At 61.4% G+C, this 17,576-nt stretch carries 16 protein-coding genes; 3 read left to right on the plus strand and 13 right to left on the minus strand.

Going from position 1 to position 17,576, the window contains the following annotated elements:
- Positions 1-83 precede the first annotated feature (83 nt).
- A complete protein-coding gene (locus Q4577_RS08815) occupies positions 84-1,400 on the plus strand; it encodes a chain-length determining protein (RefSeq protein ID WP_303468178.1) in 1,317 nt (438 codons plus the stop codon).
- 305 nt (positions 1,401-1,705) lie between these two features.
- Here the strand turns inward: Q4577_RS08815 and Q4577_RS08820 are convergent, their stop codons facing one another.
- From Q4577_RS08820 to Q4577_RS08845, 6 genes are all read right to left on the minus strand, one after another.
- Positions 1,706-3,031: a CpsD/CapB family tyrosine-protein kinase gene (locus Q4577_RS08820; RefSeq protein ID WP_303468179.1), complete on the minus strand. Its 1,326-nt coding sequence runs from the start codon at positions 3,029-3,031 to the stop codon at positions 1,706-1,708.
- Between the two features lie 108 nt (positions 3,032-3,139).
- Positions 3,140-5,227 carry an NAD-dependent epimerase/dehydratase family protein gene (locus Q4577_RS08825; RefSeq protein ID WP_303468181.1) on the minus strand — a complete coding sequence of 696 codons (2,088 nt, stop codon included), beginning with the start codon at positions 5,225-5,227 and terminating at the stop codon, positions 3,140-3,142.
- A 12-nt stretch (positions 5,228-5,239) separates the two neighbouring features.
- A complete protein-coding gene (locus Q4577_RS08830) occupies positions 5,240-6,214 on the minus strand; it encodes a glycosyltransferase family 2 protein (protein ID WP_303468182.1) in 975 nt (324 codons plus the stop codon).
- On the minus strand, positions 6,211-7,476 hold the full coding sequence (locus Q4577_RS08835; protein WP_303468184.1) for a glycosyltransferase family 4 protein: 1,266 nt from the start codon (positions 7,474-7,476) through the stop codon (positions 6,211-6,213). Before Q4577_RS08835 ends, Q4577_RS08830 begins: the two co-directional genes overlap by 4 nt.
- A 2-nt stretch (positions 7,477-7,478) precedes the next feature.
- Positions 7,479-8,432 (minus strand): NAD(P)-dependent oxidoreductase, encoded by a 954-nt coding sequence (locus Q4577_RS08840; protein ID WP_303468186.1) that lies wholly within the window; start codon positions 8,430-8,432, stop codon positions 7,479-7,481.
- A 1-nt stretch (position 8,433) separates the two neighbouring features.
- Positions 8,434-9,555, minus strand: coding sequence for a Gfo/Idh/MocA family protein (locus tag Q4577_RS08845; RefSeq protein ID WP_303468188.1), 1,122 nt, complete (start codon positions 9,553-9,555; stop codon positions 8,434-8,436).
- A 250-nt stretch (positions 9,556-9,805) separates the two neighbouring features.
- Between Q4577_RS08845 and Q4577_RS08850 the strand changes: the two genes are divergently transcribed.
- Positions 9,806-10,558, plus strand: coding sequence for a WecB/TagA/CpsF family glycosyltransferase (locus Q4577_RS08850; RefSeq protein WP_244690956.1), 753 nt, complete (start codon positions 9,806-9,808; stop codon positions 10,556-10,558).
- 2 nt (positions 10,559-10,560) lie between these two features.
- Here Q4577_RS08850 and dxs read toward each other — a convergent pair whose 3' ends face one another.
- From dxs to Q4577_RS08880, 6 genes are all read right to left on the minus strand, one after another.
- Positions 10,561-12,489, minus strand: coding sequence for a 1-deoxy-D-xylulose-5-phosphate synthase (gene dxs, locus Q4577_RS08855; RefSeq protein WP_303468190.1), 1,929 nt, complete (start codon positions 12,487-12,489; stop codon positions 10,561-10,563).
- A gap of 18 nt (positions 12,490-12,507) precedes the next feature.
- Positions 12,508-13,377: a polyprenyl synthetase family protein gene (locus tag Q4577_RS08860; protein ID WP_303468192.1), complete on the minus strand. Its 870-nt coding sequence runs from the start codon at positions 13,375-13,377 to the stop codon at positions 12,508-12,510.
- Positions 13,378-13,620, minus strand: coding sequence for an exodeoxyribonuclease VII small subunit (locus Q4577_RS08865; protein ID WP_244690954.1), 243 nt, complete (start codon positions 13,618-13,620; stop codon positions 13,378-13,380).
- The gene (locus tag Q4577_RS08870) at positions 13,617-14,543 is read right to left on the minus strand and encodes a histone deacetylase family protein (RefSeq protein WP_303468195.1); all 927 of its coding nucleotides are present in this window, start codon (positions 14,541-14,543) and stop codon (positions 13,617-13,619) included. Before Q4577_RS08870 ends, Q4577_RS08865 begins: the two co-directional genes overlap by 4 nt.
- 96 nt (positions 14,544-14,639) lie before the next feature.
- Complete coding sequence (locus tag Q4577_RS08875) at positions 14,640-15,341, minus strand: response regulator (protein WP_303468196.1); 702 nt, start codon at positions 15,339-15,341, stop codon at positions 14,640-14,642.
- The gene (locus tag Q4577_RS08880; protein WP_244690951.1) at positions 15,338-15,832 is read right to left on the minus strand and encodes a MarR family winged helix-turn-helix transcriptional regulator; all 495 of its coding nucleotides are present in this window, start codon (positions 15,830-15,832) and stop codon (positions 15,338-15,340) included. The genes Q4577_RS08875 and Q4577_RS08880 overlap by 4 nt, the downstream gene beginning before the upstream one ends.
- Positions 15,833-15,989: 157 nt before the next feature.
- Between Q4577_RS08880 and Q4577_RS08885 the strand changes: the two genes are divergently transcribed.
- Positions 15,990-16,859, plus strand: a complete 870-nt coding sequence (locus tag Q4577_RS08885) for a branched-chain amino acid aminotransferase (protein WP_303468197.1) — start codon at positions 15,990-15,992, stop codon at positions 16,857-16,859.
- A 118-nt stretch (positions 16,860-16,977) separates the two neighbouring features.
- On the opposite strand, the gene Q4577_RS08890 is transcribed toward Q4577_RS08885, so the two are convergent.
- Positions 16,978-17,475, minus strand: coding sequence for a shikimate kinase (locus Q4577_RS08890; RefSeq protein ID WP_303468198.1), 498 nt, complete (start codon positions 17,473-17,475; stop codon positions 16,978-16,980).
- Between the last annotated feature and the right edge of the window lie 101 nt (positions 17,476-17,576).

Raw genomic sequence — 17,576 nt, forward strand, 5'->3', positions numbered from 1 at the left:
GACCTCGGCGCATTTCGTGGCCAAACCGACCGATGTTGGTCGGAAAATATGCCCTCGCGGGGGCGCGATGTTGGAGCGTTATGATGAACCAGTTGGGATCGTTTAGTGATCTGAAGTCGATGATCCGGCGTCGGCTGCCCCTGATCATGTTGATTGCATTGCTTGGCAGCGCGCTGTCGGTCTATTTCGCCTTGGGGCAACCCAAGGTCTATGAGGCGATTGCCGTCGTCCAGATCGAGGACGCGAAAATTGTCGATAGCCGCACCGGGCGCACCGATGCCGGCCACCGATTGCAGTTGATTGAACAGCGGATGATGGCCCGCGACAATGTCATCGAGATCATTGAGGATTTCGGCCTGTACCAGGATGTCGACGACTCGATCGGCTTTAAGGTCGCGTTGTTCCGTGAATCAACCCATATCACCCCGGTGATGGATTCGGCCCAGCCCTGGCTGACCGATGGCAGCCCCACGGGCCTGACCATCACGGTATCCATGTCCGATCCGCAACAGGCCGCAGATGTGGCAAATGAGCTTTTGGCGCGGATTGTTGATCAGGGGCGGTCACGCCAAGAGGAACAGACCGAACAGGCCCTGGCGTTTTTCACCGGAGAAGAACGCCGCCTGACGGATGACATCCTGATTCTGGAACGGCAATTGGCCGAATACAAACAGGTTCATTCCGACAGTCTGCCAACCGCCGTCACGTCGCAGCGGACCCGGCTGGAAACACTGCGCCAGACTGAGTTGAATATTGATCGCGACATCATTCAATTGCAAACCAACACCCGGCGTGCCCGCGAAGGTGTGGTCGAAGGCCAGGTTGCCCAGCTGGAGGAACAGCGCCGTCTGGTACAGGAACGCATCGCCGAGGTGGAGGCCGCGCTTAACGCTGCGCCACGGGTTGAGCAGGAATTGAATATTCTGAGCCGCGATCTGGACCAATTGCGCGAACAGCTGCGGCTTGTCACCACCCGCAAGGCCGAGGCCCAAACCGACAGGTCGCTTCAGGAACAAAAACAAACAGAGCGTTTCGAGGTGCTCGAAACTGCGCTTGTGCCGGAACATCCGGTGTCGCGCAGCCGCAAGAAAACTGCGGTCATGGGGGGCTTTGCCAGTGTGATTTTCGCATTGGGGCTGGCCTTCATGCTGGAGATGTCCAATCCCGCGATCCGCAGTTCCGCCCAATTGGAACGTGCTTTGGGAATCGAGGCCGTGGTGTCCATTCCGGCGGTTTCCACCCGGCGCGAACGGCGGTTGCGGAAATTGCTGGTGATTGGCTGGATATTGGGGGCCTTGGCCCTGGTTCCGGCGGTGGTGCGACTGATCAACGAAAGGTGGCCGAACCTCGCGAACCTGTCCCCTTTTAAGGTGGGCGAGCGCCAGGAAGCCCGGCTCTGATCGACAAGCGCCGCCCTATGCGGGCGGGTAGTCCAGCGGCGTTTTGCGTTTCGCTTGGGGCGACGGTCATTATCCAACGCATTTCAGGTGCGTTGGATGAACCGGCACAGATGTAAACCGCTGAACCGGGACGTAAGCCGGCCGCGATGGACACCGCGCAGCTGATCCGCCGGCCCCTGCATGCGCAAAACGGTCGAAAACACAGCGGTTTTAACCGGCCCCATCCTGCAATGTGGTCGGCTTATTATTGTTAAGGGGCTGTCGGGCGGCGCATCGCAAACCTGGGATGCTGCAACGGCTTTGGCTTAATACGCGTAGGCTTGGGTGTGGTCGCCTTCGGATTTGTTCAGCACCACGCCCAGAAGCGGCGTATCGACGCCCAGACGGCGTTCCACATCGCGCACTTGCTGCGGCTTGGTGATCCCGCCGCCGACGATCAGGATGATACCATCATACAGCGACCGAGCGGCCAGAACGTCATCATTGGCCAGGGCCGGCGGCATGTCAAAGAGCATCAAATCCGGCGACAGGCTGGCCTGCAGCCGATCCAGGGTCTCTGCCGTGGTCTGGTCCTGCAACAGCTCTGCTGCATATTCTTCGCGACGGCCCGCAACGCCAAAGGCGATGTTTTCGCCGATATGCAGCGTGTTTTTGCCGGGCCGCATCAGGAAATCTTCCGCCGGGGTTTCCCCGCGCAAGAAGGCTGTGATGTCCGGCGGATTGGGGATGTTCATCACCTTGGCCAGCGCCGGATGACGCATATCAAGGTCCAGAACAATTGTGCGGCAATTGCTTTGCCGTGACAGGGACAATGCCAGATTGGCGGCGGTAAACGTCTTGCCGCAGCCTTCGGTGGGCGAGGTCACGGCCACCCGTGTCCAGCCTTTTTCCCGCATGGCGCGCAGAAGTTTGGTGCGCAGCACGTCAAATGCCGAATGCACCGGGTCTTCACGCGTGGCTGTGATGATCCGGTTGCGTTCCAATTGCCGGGCATTGATCTCAAACCGTTTTAGGGTGTCCCAGCCATTCGGTGCAGTTTGCAGCGCGGGCGTAGGCACCGCAGCAGGTTCAACCGCAGGCGCGGGGTCAGCTACAGGCGCGGGTTTCGCCGCAGGTTCGGACGCGGTTTCGGCGGCCATTTCCGATACGGGCGCGCTCTGACGTGGGCGCGCGGTGGCGGCATCGGCGCGATCCGCAGCGGGTTGTTCCGAAACCCGGGCGGCGGCGGGGCGTGTTGGTTTTATGTCCGGCGTCTGTTCTGGTTCCGGCGACGCGGGATCATCGGGCGTGTTGTTCGGCGCGCTGGTCGCTGTTCTGGCCGCCGTTCTGGTCGGCCGCGCCGAAGTATCCGGCATTGGCCTTTTCGTGTTCTGCGGTTCCGGGGTCTCTGGCAGCTGCATCTCAGGCTCGGCCGGCGCTGCACCCGTCGGGTCCGGCGCCATGTAGCGCTGGGGCCTCCGCCGTGCGCCGGTTTTGGGCTGTGGCGCGAGGTCAATCGCTGGCTGAATCGTCTCTGGTTCCGGGGTTTCGGCAGCGGGCACAATGGGTGCGGCGTCGGACAAAGCCGGTGTTGGCTCTTGTCCGCCGGCTTCTCGCGCGGCGCGCTTTTTTCTGGTCCAGCGTTTTTCCATGTTCATCTGCCTGTGCCGAGGGTAACCCGGTTCTGCTTACGGTTTTTATACCTTTGCGCCCAAGAAGCCCTAAAAATCAGGCAGAATTAAGCCGATTTATGTGCATTCCTAAAACCCAAAGAGATTGGCGCGGGTGATGGCGCGGTCGATAAACGCCTTTTGGTCGACCTCTGGGGTCCAACCGAGGATGTCCTTGGGACGTGAATTGTCAAACGGCGACAGATGCGCGCGGCTTTTCCAATCGCTGAGAGAGGCGCGGATCGCGCCCTTGCGGCCCAGCACCCGGCGTTTCAGCTGGTATTTGATCGCATCCGAGGCCCAGAACAGATGCAGATTGCCCGACGTCACCCGAATGCCCGCGCCGGTGGCGGTGCGAATGGCATCGAAATAGTCCCGCGCATTCATCATCGGTTCGCCCACCAGATTAAAGCTTTCACCAATGGCCGCCGGATCTTCGCCCATCCTGATCAGCCCGTCACAGACATCGTCGATCAGCACAAATGGCAGGATATTGCGCCCAGGACCCCAGATCTTGACCGCGCCCGCCCCGTGCCAGCGTCCGATCCCCCAATGTTGCAGCGGCCCACCGGGGCCAACCACGATACCGGGACGGGCAATGGTCAGCGGCAGGCCGTCGTCGCGGTGCATCTGCATCAACTGGCGTTCGCATTCGGCCTTGGACCGGGCATAAAGATTGCGGTCGGACATATCTCCGCCAAATCCGGTGGCCTCGGTGATGGTCACATCGGGATTGGACATGTCATAGCTGGCGATGGTGCCGGTATAGACCAATCGGCTGACGCCGGCGTCCATCGCCGCGCGCGCCACGCCGACCGCAACCCCGACATCGTTTTCCAACGCGGCCTCCCATGTGGTGTCCATCGACTTGGCCAGGTTATAGACCACATCAATGCCATTCATCGCGGCGCGCAGACCGTCAGCATCCTTGAGCGATACGCCCACGGTTTCCACCTGATCGGGCAGATCGGCAAAGGGCCCGCTGCGCCCGCGCGACAACACCCGCACATCCTGGCCTTTGGCCACCAGGGCCCGCGTCAAATGGCGACCGATGAATCCGGTGCCGCCAATCACCAGCGCCTTTGGCTTGGGGGTGCGGGATGGGGTTGGAATATTCGGTGCGGCCAGTGCGGGCAGACGGTCCAATGTCGCGGCCAGCGCCTTGGACACTTCAAGCCCCGCCTCGGGTGCAAACCGCGCATCCAATGGGCGGCCTGATTTCGCCGCCTCATAAAACGCCGTGACCAGCCCCTGAAACGACAGGGCATAAGGCGATTTCCGGTTCAGCGAGGTCAATTGCCGCGCGCCGTTGACGAAACCTTCGCGCAGATGTTGCCCGGCTTGTCCCATCTGAAACAGAAACGGATTGGCCACCAGATCGGCGGTGTTGTCACGGCTGATCACCAGCCGGTCATGGGCATAGTCCAACCGCGCCATACCGGATGATCCGCGTAGGGTCAGGGACCGGTCATCCATGATCTCGACCAGAGAAATGTTGAAGGTCACTTCGACATGGCCCGCCCGCGCCAGCACCCGCCACACCTGGGGACGTGCGCCCATTCCGGGCAGGTCGACAGGTTTTCCTACCTCCAGGTGCAGCACCTCGACCGGGCCAAACAGATCCACCGCAAAGGCATAGAGATGTGGGCCAAGTTCCAGCAGCATGTTTTCCGGTTCGCGCAGCAGCCAAAGACCATATGGCCCCGACCGCAGCGGTGCCATCGGGAAGTTCCAGTTGATCTCGGCACTGGCGATGCGGCCCAATTGCCCCTCGGCAATCCGGGCCTTCAGGCGCTGATACGCCGGAATGCCCATGAAATTATGACCACTTGCCAACAGCTTGCCCGCGTCGGTCGCCGCCTGCGCCATGGACTGCATTTCCGCCACAGACAGGGCAACGGGTTTTTCCACCAAACAATGCAACCCGGCGTTCAGACATTGTTGCGCCAGCGCGGCATGCAACTGCGGTGGCGTGCAGATATGCACGGCATCCACCGCATTGGCGGCGATCATGTCCTCGACCGAGGTAAAGACCGCCGCGCCATGGGCATCGGCCAGCCCCTGTGCCGCCTCTTGTGACACATCACACACCGCAGCCAGCTGTGCCGCGCCGGTCTGGCGCAGCGCGTCGCCATGCCAATCCGCAATATATCCTGCGCCAATAATGCCTGTCCGCATATGCCTCTTGCCTCACTTGTACTCGATAATGCGCATGTCCCGTTGCATCAGCCGCCGCAGATGAAACCGGATCATGCCCAGAAGATTGGGAAATTTCGAAAGGGTCAGAAAGACCCCGTGATGGAGTGCAGGACCGCGGTCCAATCCGTCGTTGCGCATCAGCCCCTTGGCGCTGCGCAGCCAGCTTGCGACATAGGCCAGCAATATCAAACCGGTCAGCCAGGGCTCAATTATCAGGCCGATAAGCGCCAGCAAGGGCGCGCAGAGGCCCCAGACCCAGACGCGCCGCCGTTCCCGCAAGAAATAGTCCGGGTGCAAATGCCCGACCTGGGCAAAGCCATGCCCCGAGCGGACGGCGCGTTGCCACCATTGGCCAAACCGGGTCATCGCCGCATCGTGTTGCGTCATTTCCACCGGAAGACGGCGCAGCACCCAGCCCGCCTTGCGCAGCCGGCAACAAAATTCGTCATCTTCGGCCGCAATCACCCTGCCATCAAATCCACCCGCCGCGACATAGGCCGTGCGCCGCACCATCATGTCGCCGCCGCAGGCCTGGATCACACCCGCCGGGCGACGCCATTCCACCTGGGTCAGCGCGTTATAGACCGAGGCCTCTGGCGCGATTTCCTGTCGCCAGCCGGTGACCATGCCCAGTTTCGGGTCAGCCTCCAGCGCCGCGACCCCGGCTTCGATCCAGCCCGGCACAATCGCACAATCGCCGTCGATGAACTGCACGATCTCGGCGGAGCCGCCGTTGGACTCCAGCTGTTGGAAACCTTCGTGCCGCGCCCGCGCCGCAGTAAAGGGCAGGGCAGGATCCAGTTCCACCACCTCGGCCCCGGCATCGCGTGCGGCATCGACGCTGCCATCGCGTGACCCGCTGTCGACATAGACCACCCGCCGCGCTGCGCCCTTGGCCGAGGCAAGACAGCGGTGCAGGCGCGCGCCTTCGTTGCGGCCAATCAGCACCAGATCAACCACGCTCATGGGCGTTTCCCCGGTTTTGATGTCCCCAGCGTTGACGTCGTGTCGGCATAGCTGGCAAAGAGCCGCGCCAACCAGTTGGATTCCTTGGTGATGTCAAAGTCTTCGGTCACTTTTGCGCGTCCGGCGGCCCCCATCCGGGCCCGTGCCTGATCATCCGTCAGAACGCCCGTGATCGCCTCGGCCAGCGCCGGGGCGTTGCCCGGTGGAACCAGCCAGCCGCTTTGGCCATTGGTCACCAGTTCCGCGACGCCGCCGACATTGGTGGCGATCACCGGCCGCCCCGCCGCCATCGCCTCCATCAGCACCACCGGCACGCCTTCGGCGAAGCTGGGCAGGATCAGTGCATCTGTGTCTTTCAGGGCCTCGGCCACTTCGGATTGGCTGCGATAGCCGATGAAATCCACCGTGTCGGTCAGTCCCATTTCTGCGGCATCCCGGGTTAATTGCGCCCGTTCCGGCCCGTCCCCGATCAGGGTCACGCGCAAATCGGGCAGGGACGTCTTGAGTGTGGCCAAAGCATCCAGCAGCACACCCACGCCTTTGACCGCCGCCAATCGGCCCACAAACAGCAGATGTGGCGGTCCGGTGCGCGGGGCCGGGTCATAGCGCGCCGGGTCAATGCCGCAATGCACGATATGCAGCTTGCCCCACATCTCGCGCGGTGAATACAGCATCGCCTGTGACCGGCAGAAATCAGAGATACAGGCGACAAAACGGGCGCGCCGGATTTTCTCATCCAAGCGCCAGTGATCTGGCGCAAAAAAGATGTCCGGCCCATGCAGGGTGAAGCTATATGGAATGCCGCTCAGCTCTGAGGCCAGCATGGCGACCGTGCAGCTGGCCTTGGCAATGTGGTTGTGCACATGGGTGATGCCGTTGCGTTCCATCTGGTCGGCCAGCATCATCGCCTCGGCGAAGTAGAACATCTGCCAGAGCCAGCCGCGAAACCCCGCCGGCGCGGTGCGCCACGCCAGGGCAAAGGCGCGAAAAAACCGCCCCGGACGGCGCAGAAGCCGCAGTTTCGCGGTGACCAGACGCAGCGGGTTTTTCGCCGCCTCCAGAACATGAAAGGTGCCGGTCGCCTCGGCGCGTTGTTCGTCACCAACCAGATGTTCGGCCCCGGTGCGCCGGATCGAACAGGTCATGACCTCTTTTCCCTGGGCCCGCAGCGCCGCGACCTCGCGCTGGATAAAGGTATCCGTGGCACGGGGGTATTCGCCGGTCAGATAGGCAATCGGCCCCGGTGGTGTCTGGCTTGCCATGGTCATTCCTGGGCCTCATGCATCAAAGTTTCAAACGCCTTGGCCTGACGCAGGCCAAGCACCCGGCGCATGCGGCTGTTGTCGAAATGTATCGGAAGATACCGCGTCCGCAGCACGCTTGGGCGCAACAATCCCGGAAGACGGGCCTCCGGGATCAGCCGCGCCGCCATCAGGGCCAGCGGCATCATCACCCGCCAGCTGAACGGAAGTGTCAGTTTTGGACCGGCCTTGAGACAGCCAAGGTACCGCCGCCGATCCGGCAGATCTTCGTCCAGCACGTTGATTGCCCCGGTGGCTGGCCGTTCCGCCGCGCTGACCAACGCCGCGGCACAGGTCGAAATATGGCACAACGGGATTTGCCCCTGCGATCCCAATCGGATCAGCACCGGGCCGAGAGAAAACCCCAGATGCGCATTCCACAGACGGCCAGGGCCAAACACCGCCCCGGCGCGCAGGATGGTCAGGGACAAAGCGGCTTTCGATGCAGCATCGGCAACCAGCTTTTCTTGTGCGCCTTTGGCGAGGGCATAGGCGTCGGCAGGGGCGCCGGGTGTCAGAAGCGCCGCGCTTTCATCCAGCATTTCGCCGGGCTCTACCGTCGACATGTCATAAACCGCCATCGAGCTGAGCTGCACCAGCTTGCCGCCGTCGGGCATAGCATCGAGCAGGGCCGTGGTGGCGGCGATTGTGTCGCGCGCATGTGCCGCGGCGTCCCCCGACATCGACGCCGCCAGATGCAGCACCACATCGGCGCGGGCGATGGCGGCGTTCAGACCTTCTGGTTCGCTCAGATCGCAGGCCAGCACCGTAATGCCGTCGTCACCCTGCCATGCCTTTGGCGTGGCAAAGTTGCGCACCACGGCAATCACCGCATGGCCGCGCGCCCGTGCCTCGGCGACGGTATGCCGCCCGACATAGCCGGCCGCGCCTGTGATCAACAGCGTCAGCCTGTCCATATCAGCGCGCCCATGTCATTGGTTCCGGCATCGTACAGGTGGTGGCCATATCCTGTGCGCCGCCAGCGTCGCGGGCGTTCTGGATCGCCAATGTCACCTCGGTCATATGCAGGGCAAAGTCATTGTCCAGACGGTTGCGCCGGTCTTCGCGCAGCGCCTCCAGCATCTCGATCGGGCCAAGGGCAAAATTCATCGCAGCTGCGCCTTTGCGACCCACCTTGGCATGTGTTGCGCCGCCCGGCTTGATCCGCCGCCCGATCGGCAATTCCAGCAATCGCCGCCGCAGGCGCATGCGTTTGTGAAACCGCACCGGGGCGGCATTGTTCCAGGCGGCCTTGATCGCCAGCACGCCACGGTCGCCGATCAGGCGAATGCGATGGTCATGCGGCGCGGCAATCGAACAGGTCAACCGCGCGACCACGCCGGACCGGAAATACAGCACACCAACCGAAAAATCCGGTGTGCCGTCGCTGCCCGGCTTGTCGGGGATCACCTCGGCCGAGGCGGCAACAACCCGGCGCACCGGGCCAAAGGCGGCAATCAACCATGTTAGGTAGTATCCGGCATGTTCCAGCGTGCAGCCGACCTGAAATTCATCCTCAGCGGGCCAGGGCGCGCCGCTTTCGCTCTGCCAATCCTGATAGGGGGCCTGGGGGATAAACCCGTCGTCCAATTCCGCATAGACCAGCCGAATATCCCCCGCCGTGCCGCGCCGCACCTCGCGCAGAAGGATCTGCGCCGCTTCGCCCAACACGCTGCACGGGGCCGAGGACAGCATCAGACCCTTTTCCGCCGCCACGCCATGCAAATGCCGGGCATCTTCCAGCGTCAGCGCCAGCGGCTTTTCGCACCACACATGGCGCCCGGCGTTCAGGCAGGCCAGGTTGATGTCAAAATGCGCCGCTGGGTTGGTCAGGTTCACGATGATCGCGTCTTCGGGCAGGGCGGCCAGAAAGCTTTTGAAATCCGCCTGTGGCGTCACATTCCAATGGCTCGAAAATGCCGCCAGACGTGCCGGGTCGATGTCGTGCACCGCCGCGATGGTCACATCGGGGTAGAGCGCAAAGGACCGCATGTACAGATCCGCGACAAAGCCGCAGCCAATGATACCAAGCGCGGCCATCACAGGCCCCTCAGGCAGGAATGACGATGGGAAAGGCAATCACACATATGAATTTTTTCGTAACATTTTACTGATTTTCGCCCGTTCAAACATGGGATCATGGCAATTTTTCGGCCTTTTCGCCGGAAATGGCACCATTGCGTATTCTACATCGCATCATTTCCGCATCGGGCACAGGTGATTTCGCAAATTGCCCTTATCTTTGCCACTTTGACCGGCAATAGAAGGCGCAAACAATTGGGGCAGTGGCGTGCATTTCAAAGACAGCGACTATCAGGTCACAATCAACATCCCGAACCGCGACAGCCTGATGGCGGAAATCGCGCGGCGATTCCTGCGGGACAACGGATTTGCATTGGCGACGCTCAACCTGGATCATCTGGTGAAATTGCGGGCCTCGTCGGCGTTCCGCGTGGCCTATGCCGCACAGGATATGGTGGTCGCTGATGGCAATCCGCTGGTCTGGCTGTCGCGTCTGGCGCGCGACCCGGTAGAGCTTATTCCCGGGGCCGATCTGGTCATTCCGCTGGCGGAACTTGCCGCGTCGGCCAAGGTTTCGGTGGCTTTGGTTGGCAGCACCGATGCGGCGCTGGCCGCGGCTGCGGCGGATCTGAAATCCCGCGTGCCGGGGCTGGAGATCGCGGTTTGCATTTCGCCGCCGATGGGGTTCGATCCCACAGGCCCCGGCGGCGCGTCGGTTCTGGCCGAGGTCGAGGCCAGCGGCGCGCGTCTGGCCTTTTTGGCGCTGGGCGCGCCGAAACAGGAATTACTTGCGGCGCGCGGTCGTGTGGCCACGCCAAAGATCGGCTTTGCCTCTATCGGGGCGGGGCTGGATTTTCTGGCCGGCACCCAGGTGCGCGCGCCACGGATTGTTCGCAAGCTGGCGTTGGAATGGCTCTGGCGGATGCTCGCCAATCCCCGCCGGTTGGTGTCACGCTATGCCAAATGCATTGCGATCCTGCCGGGGCATGTCCGCAATGCCTGGCAGATGCGCCGGGGCTGACCCTAGGCTTGCCCGGCGTGAATATCGGTCACGCCCAGCACATCCAGCACCTTGGCTTCGATGTCTTCGGCGTTCAGCCCGGCCGAGGCATACATGTCACGCGGGCTGCTTTGGTCAATGAACGTGTCGGGCAGCACCATCGACCGATATTTCAACCCGCTGTCAAAAACGCCTTCTTCGGCCAGAAGCTGGGCCACGTGACTGCCGAAACCGCCGATTGAGCCTTCTTCGACCGTGATCAAAACCTCATGCTCTGCTGCCAGTTGCAGGATCATGTCGCGGTCCAGCGGTTTGGCAAAACGCGCATCCGCCACGGTGGGGGTAATCCCCTTGGCGGCAAGCCCGTCACAGGCGTCCAGCACCTCTTTCAGCCGCGCACCAAAGGACAGGATCGCCACGCCCTTGCCCTTGCGCACCATCCGGCCCTTGCCCAGCGTCAGGATCTCGCCTTGTTCGGGCATATCGACGCCAACACCCTCGCCACGGGGATAGCGAAAGGCAATCGGCCCCTCGTCATGCGCCGCTGCGGTGGCGACCATATGCACCAATTCGGCCTCGTCCGCCGCCGCCATCACCACCATGCCCGGCAGGTTGGCCATGAACGCAATGTCAAACGCCCCGGCATGGGTCGCGCCATCGGCCCCGACCAATCCGGCACGGTCAATCGCAAAGCGCACCGGCAGGCGTTGGATCGCCACATCATGCACCACCTGATCATAGCCGCGTTGCAGAAACGTCGAATAGATCGCACAGAACGGCCGCATCCCCCCCGCCGCCAGACCAGCGGCAAAGGTCACGCCATGCTGTTCGGCAATGCCGACATCGAAACAGCGGCTGGGGTAGCGTTCAGCAAACAGGTTCAGCCCGGTGCCATCCGGCATCGCCGCGGTGACCGCGCAGACCCGGCTGTCCTTTTCGGCGGCCTTGGTCAGCTCCTGGCCGAAGACCTTGGTATAAGACGGCGCATTGGAGGGCGCTTTTTTCTGTTTTCCCGTCACCACGTCGAATTTCGCGGTGGCATGACCCTTGTCCTCGGCGCTCTCTGCCGGGTGATAACCTTTGCCCTTTTTGGTCAGCACATGGATCAGGATCGGGCCCGTCGCACGCGTCCGCACCGTGCGCAACACCGGCAGAAGCTGGTTCAGATCATGGCCATCAATCGGGCCAAGATAGGAAAATCCCAACTCTTCGAACAATGTGCCGCCGACGGCCATGCCCTTGATCATTTCCTTGGCGCGCTTCGCACCCTCGCGGAAGGGTTCGGGCAGCATCGACACCGCGCCCTTGGCCGCCGCTTTCAGATCCTGAAACGGCGCTTCGGCATACAGCCGCGAAAGGTAATTCGACATCGCCCCGACCGGCGGAGCAATCGACATTTCATTGTCGTTCAGAATGACAATCAGCCGCTTTTTCAAATGCCCGGCGTTGTTCAGCGCCTCATAGGCCATTCCGGCACTCATCGCGCCGTCACCGATCACCGCAATCGCATCGCCATGCCCGGTATCACAGGCCCCGCCCAGATCGCGCGCCACGGCAAATCCAAGCGCCGCGCTGATCGAGGTCGAGCTATGCGCCGCGCCAAAGGGATCAAACGCGCTTTCGCTGCGCTTGGTAAACCCGGACAGCCCGTCCTTTTGCCGCAGGGTGCGGATACGATCCCGCCGCCCGGTCAGGATCTTGTGCGGGTAACATTGGTGGCTGACGTCCCAGATGATCTTGTCACGCGGGGCATCGAACACGGAATGCAGCGCGACGGTCAATTCGACCACACCCAGCCCCGCACCCAAATGGCCGCCGGTTTCGCTCACCGCGCTGATGGTTTCCTCGCGCAGTTCATGCGCCAGCCGCACCAATTCCGGATCGGAAAATTGTTTCAGATCGGCGGGACCAAGGACGCGGTCCAACAGCGGGGTTTCTGGGCGGTCAGACATCTACGTCCCTTCAGGCGACTAGCTTCGGCGCGAGATAACGAAATGGGCCGCTTCGCGCAAGGTTTCGGCCTTTTCACCGTACACAGATAGGGCATCACAGGCCTCTGTCACGAGGGATTTCGCGCGGCTTTTTGCCCCTTCCACACCCAACAGCGAAACAAAGGTGGCTTTGCCCGCCGCTTCGTCTTTTTGCAGGCGTTTCCCCGCTTCGGCTGCGTCGCCTTCGACATCCAGCAGATCGTCGGCAATTTGAAACGCCAGCCCCAGCGCTTTGGCGTAGCGGGTCAACAGCACAGGGTCTTCGCCCACAAGCCGCGCGCCAGCTTCGGCAGACCATTGGATCAATGCGCCGGTTTTGCCTGCTTGAAGAGCGGTGATTTCTTCGAGGTTGAGCGGCCTATCTGCGGTTTCGGCCGCTATATCAAGCGCTTGCCCCAAAACCATGCCGCGCGCACCTGCGGCCCGTGCCAGTGACAGCGCAAGATCAGCCCGGATCGCCGGGTCTTCATGGCAGCGCGGATCACAGACCAATTCAAAGCCCAGCGTATGCAGTGCATCGCCTGCCAACACGGCGGTCGCCTGGTCCCATTTGACATGCACGGTGGGTTGACCCCGGCGCAGATCGTCGTCGTCCATACACGGCAGATCGTCGTGGATCAGCGAATAGGAATGGATCGCTTCAATCGCGGCAGCCGCCCAAATCGCATTTTCACGGTTCACATTATAAATAAATGCGGTTTCCATCACCAGAAAACCGCGCAACCCTTTGCCACCGCTGGCTGCATACCGCATCGCGTGGGTGACGGGCACGTCGTCCAAGGTTGCGATCTGCGCATCCAGATGCGCCGCGACCTGTAGCGCGTCGTTCAATAACCACTCTTGAAACACTCAGAGCCCTTCAACCGGCTTCAGCCCAACGGCATTCCCATCCGCATCAGCGGTGATCGCTGCGACCTTTTCCTCGGCTTCGTTCAGCTTCGTCTCACAGCGTTTCTTCAATGCGGCGCCGCGTTCATAAAGCTTGATGGAATCGTCCAGCGCCACGTCGCCGCGTTCCAGCTGGCCAACGACCCGTTCCAACTCGGCCATCGCCTCTTCAAATGTCAGGTCTTCTACCTTTTTCTCGCTCATGCCGATGCCTCCTGGAGTGTTTTTACATGGGCAGTGACAGACTCTGCCAATGCGGCCAGATCATACCCGCCTTCCAAAGCAGAGACCACCCGACCAGAGCAGACTTCATCCGCCAGAGTGCAGATTTCGCGCGTCAGCCAGATGAAATCTTCGGTTGACCAATTGAGCCCGGCCAATGGGTCGTCGCGGTGGGCATCGAAGCCGGCGGAAATCAGGATCAACTCGGGCGCAAAGGCACGCAGGCGCGGCAGGATGTCGTGGGTATAGGCGTCGCGCATTTCATATCCATCGCTGCCGGGCGGCAACGGCACATTCAGGATATTGTCATGCGCGCCGCGTTCGGATGGATCGCCGGAACCGGGCCAAAGCGGCATTTGCTGGCTGGTGGCAAGCAGGGCGCGCGGCTCGTCCCAGAGCAGGGCCTGAGTGCCATTGCCATGATGCACGTCGAAATCCACCACCGCGACACGCGCCAGCCCATGGCGTTCCAACGCATGTTTCGCGCCAATCGCCACCGTACCAAACAGACAAAACCCCATCGGGGTTTCGGTCTCGGCGTGGTGTCCCGGGGGGCGCATGGCGCAAAAGGCATTGCCGACGTCACCCTCCACCACCCTGTCCACCGCTTCGCGGATCGCGCCCACCGCATGTAGCGCGGCGCGCAACGAACCCGGCGAAAGCCAGGTATCGGCATCCAGCGCAACAGCCTCGGAGACGGGCAGGGCCTCTTGCAACCGGGTCAGATAGCTTTCCGGATGGCACAGCAGCACATCTTCGCGGCTTCCTTCCGGCGCGGTTTCAACCGCAATATCGGCGGCGCGCAGCGCGTGCAGGATGTGGTCCAGTCGGGCCACCTGTTCCGGATGGCCGTCGGGGGTGACATGCCCCAATCCGGCCTCGTGGCTCAAAACCAAAGTTGCCATCGCATTCCCCTGCTTCTTCTCTTTTTTAAATACGCAAATCCCGCGCGTTCCGCCAACGCGGACCTCGCCAAATGGGCGTCACCCCGGCAAGTTCCTTTAATCCGGCGCCAGCATATATCCCGCCCCGCGCACAGTCTGAAGATAGCGCGGCTGTTTCGGATCGCCCTCCAGCTTGCGGCGCAGCCGGGTGATTTGCACATCCACCGCACGTTCCTGGCTCTGTCCCTTGTCGCGACCCAGATCTTCGACCAATTGCGCACGGCTGACGGCGGTTCCGGGTTTGGCGGCAAAGATCCGCATCAACTGGTTTTCGGTCGCGGTCAGGCGGACCTGTTCTTCGCCCTGCCATAATTCGCCGCGTTCGATGTCATAGCGCAACGGCCCCAGCATCAGCACCTTGGGCAGGGCGGATTCTTCGGCCACTTCGGGCATCCGGCGCAGGATGGCGTTGATCCGCAGCAGCAATTCCTTGGGTTCGAACGGCTTGACCAGATAATCATCCGCCCCGGCCTCCAGCCCGGCAATCCGGTCCTCGGTTTCGCCCTTGGCGGTCAACAGCAGGATCGGCGTGGTGGATGTCTGGCGCAGATCGCGGGTCAGGCTGATGCCATCCTCGCCCGGCATCATCACATCCAGCACGATCAGATCGAAGTCCAACCCGGTCAGCACCCGCCGTGCATGGGCCGCATCCCGCGCAGCAGACACCAGAAACCCGTTACGGATCAGGAATTTCTGCAACAGCACCCGAATGCGTTCATCATCGTCGACAATCAGCAGATGTACGTCGGGCATCATCATGATTTTGTCTCCCGCAGGGTTTGGTAATTGCGCCGCATGTCGGAATCCATCATCGCCTCCAGCACCTGACGAAAGCCGGCCACCGCTTCGGGGCCGACCTTGCGATAGGCGGATCGCATCCGTGCCCTCTGGGCGTCCGACAATTGTGCTTCCAATGCTTTTCCTTCCTCGGTCAGGTACAGGTGGCGTTCGCGTTTGTCGGATCGCCCAACCCTGCTTTCCACAAGACCGTCCGCAATCAAGGTCCGCAACACACGGTTCAGCGATTGTTTCGTGACCCCAAGGATATTCAGCAGGTTATTGACCGTGGTGCCGGGGGCGCAATTGATGAAATGCACCGCCCGGTGGTGGGCGCGGCCATAGGATTGGTCCTGCAATATCCGGTCGGGATCGGCGGTGAATCCACGATAGGCAAAGAACATCGCCTCGATGCCCTGACGCAGTTGTTCATCTGTCAGATAGAGAAGCTGTTCTCCGCTTGGCTCGGCCATCTTGCCCCTCCCATTTCAAATCTTCTGGTCACACTATGTCAGCCTTGTTGACATTCCAAGACCGAACTGGTAGCGATTCACAGTTTCTACGCAATATTATGTCCGAACCGGACCGATGCGGCGCAATAAATGGAAATAAACAAGCAGGAGACACGACATGGCTGGCGCTTATGATGACCGCGACGGCAAGATCTGGTTGGACGGCAAGCTGGTGGATTGGCGGGATGCAAATGTGCATATCCTGACCCACGGGTTGCATTACGCCAGTTCGGTATTCGAAGGTGAGCGGTGCTATAACGGCAAGATCTTTGAATCCCGCCGCCATTCCGAACGGTTGCACAAATCCGGCGAATTGCTGGATATGCCGATCCCCTATTCAGTGGATGAATTGGAGGCCGCAAAATACGAGGTGCTGGAGGCCAATGGCTGGACCGATGCCTATGTGCGTGCCGTGGCATGGCGCGGGTCAGGCGAAGACATGGGTGTCGCTGCCGCGCGCAACCCGGTGCGGGTTGCGGTCGCAGCCTGGGAATGGGGCGCCTATTATGGCGACGCCAAGATGCAGGGTGCCAAGCTGGACATTTCCAAATGGAAACGCCCCAGCCCGGAAACCATCCCGACATCGGCCAAGGCTGCTGGTCTTTACATGATCTGCACCATGTCGAAACATGCGGCAGAGGCCAAAGGATGCTCTGACGCGTTGTTCATGGATTACCGTGGCTACGTGGCCGAGGCGACCGGCGCCAACATCTTCTTCGTCAAGGATGGCGAAGTGCACACGCCGCTGCCCGATTGCATCCTGAACGGCATCACCCGCCAGACCGTGATCGGCATGTTGAAAGATCGCCAGATCGCCGTGCATGAGCGTCATATCATGCCGGAAGAGATGGAAGGTTTTGAACAATGCTGGCTGACCGGCACGGCGGCAGAGGTGACGCCGGTGTCACAAATCGGCGAACATACGTTCGAGGTTGGCGCGCTGACGCGTGAGATGGCCGAAGCCTATGAGAAGCTGGTACGGGAATAACCCCCGCAGACAGCAACGCATTTCAGAGGCCGCAAATTTGCGGCCTCTTTTTTGTTTTGGAACCTTGTTTTGGGGCCGACATATATTCTGACGCGGCGTACCGATCGGCATAAGTAGATCAGCCGGGCCGCCCGCCTGGCAAACCCGCGACCGCATCCACCAGACGATCACAGGTCAGATCAAAGCTGCCGGCGTCGGTACGGATCAAAACATCGCTGAACGCGCGTTGACCATATCCCTCGGAAATCATCTGCGCGGCCCTTGCCAATTCATGCGGGGCAAGGCTGCGTTCCCGCGTGGCGATGCTGGCAATATCGGCGGTCAGGCCAATACAATGGAAATCTATGCCGCGTCGTCGGAAAGTTTCCCGGTAAAACAGCCAATTCGTGCAACGCAACGGGTAGGCCATGATCACCGCAGGTCGGTTTTCCAGCTGCTCTTCGCAGGCGGTTGCGATCCTGCGGCTGGTCCGCAGAACCGAATGAAGCCAGGGGCCGGGCGCGCAATGGGCATCGCCGTCAATGAAACCAATATCCAGCCGCTCTGCAACCGCCCGACCCAGGGTTGTTTTGCCCACGCCGATCGGACCTTCAAAGGCGATGACAGTTGGCGACATTGTGCATCCTTTCGCGGTGCGCGCGTCCGGTGCGCGCATCTGGCCGGATTTTAGCAGCCAGGGCCGGATTTGTCCCCCACCACAGCTGGATCAAGCATCAC

Origin of the sequence: Marinovum sp. 2_MG-2023 (assembly GCF_030548265.1) — a bacterium.
Taxonomy (GTDB): Bacteria; Pseudomonadota; Alphaproteobacteria; order Rhodobacterales; family Rhodobacteraceae; genus Marinovum.

What these genes read in the sequence shown, in the direction of transcription:
- Q4577_RS08815 (WP_303468178.1), top strand. Translation starts at nt 84, where the DNA reads ATGAACCAGTTGGGATCGTTTAGTGATCTGAAGTCGATGATCCGGCGT.
- Q4577_RS08820 (WP_303468179.1), bottom strand. Translation starts at nt 3,031, where the DNA reads ATGGAAAAACGCTGGACCAGAAAAAAGCGCGCCGCGCGAGAAGCCGGC.
- Q4577_RS08825 (WP_303468181.1), bottom strand. Translation starts at nt 5,227, where the DNA reads ATGCGGACAGGCATTATTGGCGCAGGATATATTGCGGATTGGCATGGC.
- Q4577_RS08830 (WP_303468182.1), bottom strand. Translation starts at nt 6,214, where the DNA reads ATGAGCGTGGTTGATCTGGTGCTGATTGGCCGCAACGAAGGCGCGCGC.
- Q4577_RS08835 (WP_303468184.1), bottom strand. Translation starts at nt 7,476, where the DNA reads ATGGCAAGCCAGACACCACCGGGGCCGATTGCCTATCTGACCGGCGAA.
- Q4577_RS08840 (WP_303468186.1), bottom strand. Translation starts at nt 8,432, where the DNA reads ATGGACAGGCTGACGCTGTTGATCACAGGCGCGGCCGGCTATGTCGGG.
- Q4577_RS08845 (WP_303468188.1), bottom strand. Translation starts at nt 9,555, where the DNA reads ATGGCCGCGCTTGGTATCATTGGCTGCGGCTTTGTCGCGGATCTGTAC.
- dxs (WP_303468190.1), bottom strand. Translation starts at nt 12,489, where the DNA reads ATGTCTGACCGCCCAGAAACCCCGCTGTTGGACCGCGTCCTTGGTCCC.
- Q4577_RS08865 (WP_244690954.1), bottom strand. Translation starts at nt 13,620, where the DNA reads ATGAGCGAGAAAAAGGTAGAAGACCTGACATTTGAAGAGGCGATGGCC.
- Q4577_RS08870 (WP_303468195.1), bottom strand. Translation starts at nt 14,543, where the DNA reads ATGGCAACTTTGGTTTTGAGCCACGAGGCCGGATTGGGGCATGTCACC.
- Q4577_RS08875 (WP_303468196.1), bottom strand. Translation starts at nt 15,341, where the DNA reads ATGATGATGCCCGACGTACATCTGCTGATTGTCGACGATGATGAACGC.
- Q4577_RS08880 (WP_244690951.1), bottom strand. Translation starts at nt 15,832, where the DNA reads ATGGCCGAGCCAAGCGGAGAACAGCTTCTCTATCTGACAGATGAACAA.
- Q4577_RS08885 (WP_303468197.1), top strand. Translation starts at nt 15,990, where the DNA reads ATGGCTGGCGCTTATGATGACCGCGACGGCAAGATCTGGTTGGACGGC.
- Q4577_RS08890 (WP_303468198.1), bottom strand. Translation starts at nt 17,475, where the DNA reads ATGTCGCCAACTGTCATCGCCTTTGAAGGTCCGATCGGCGTGGGCAAA.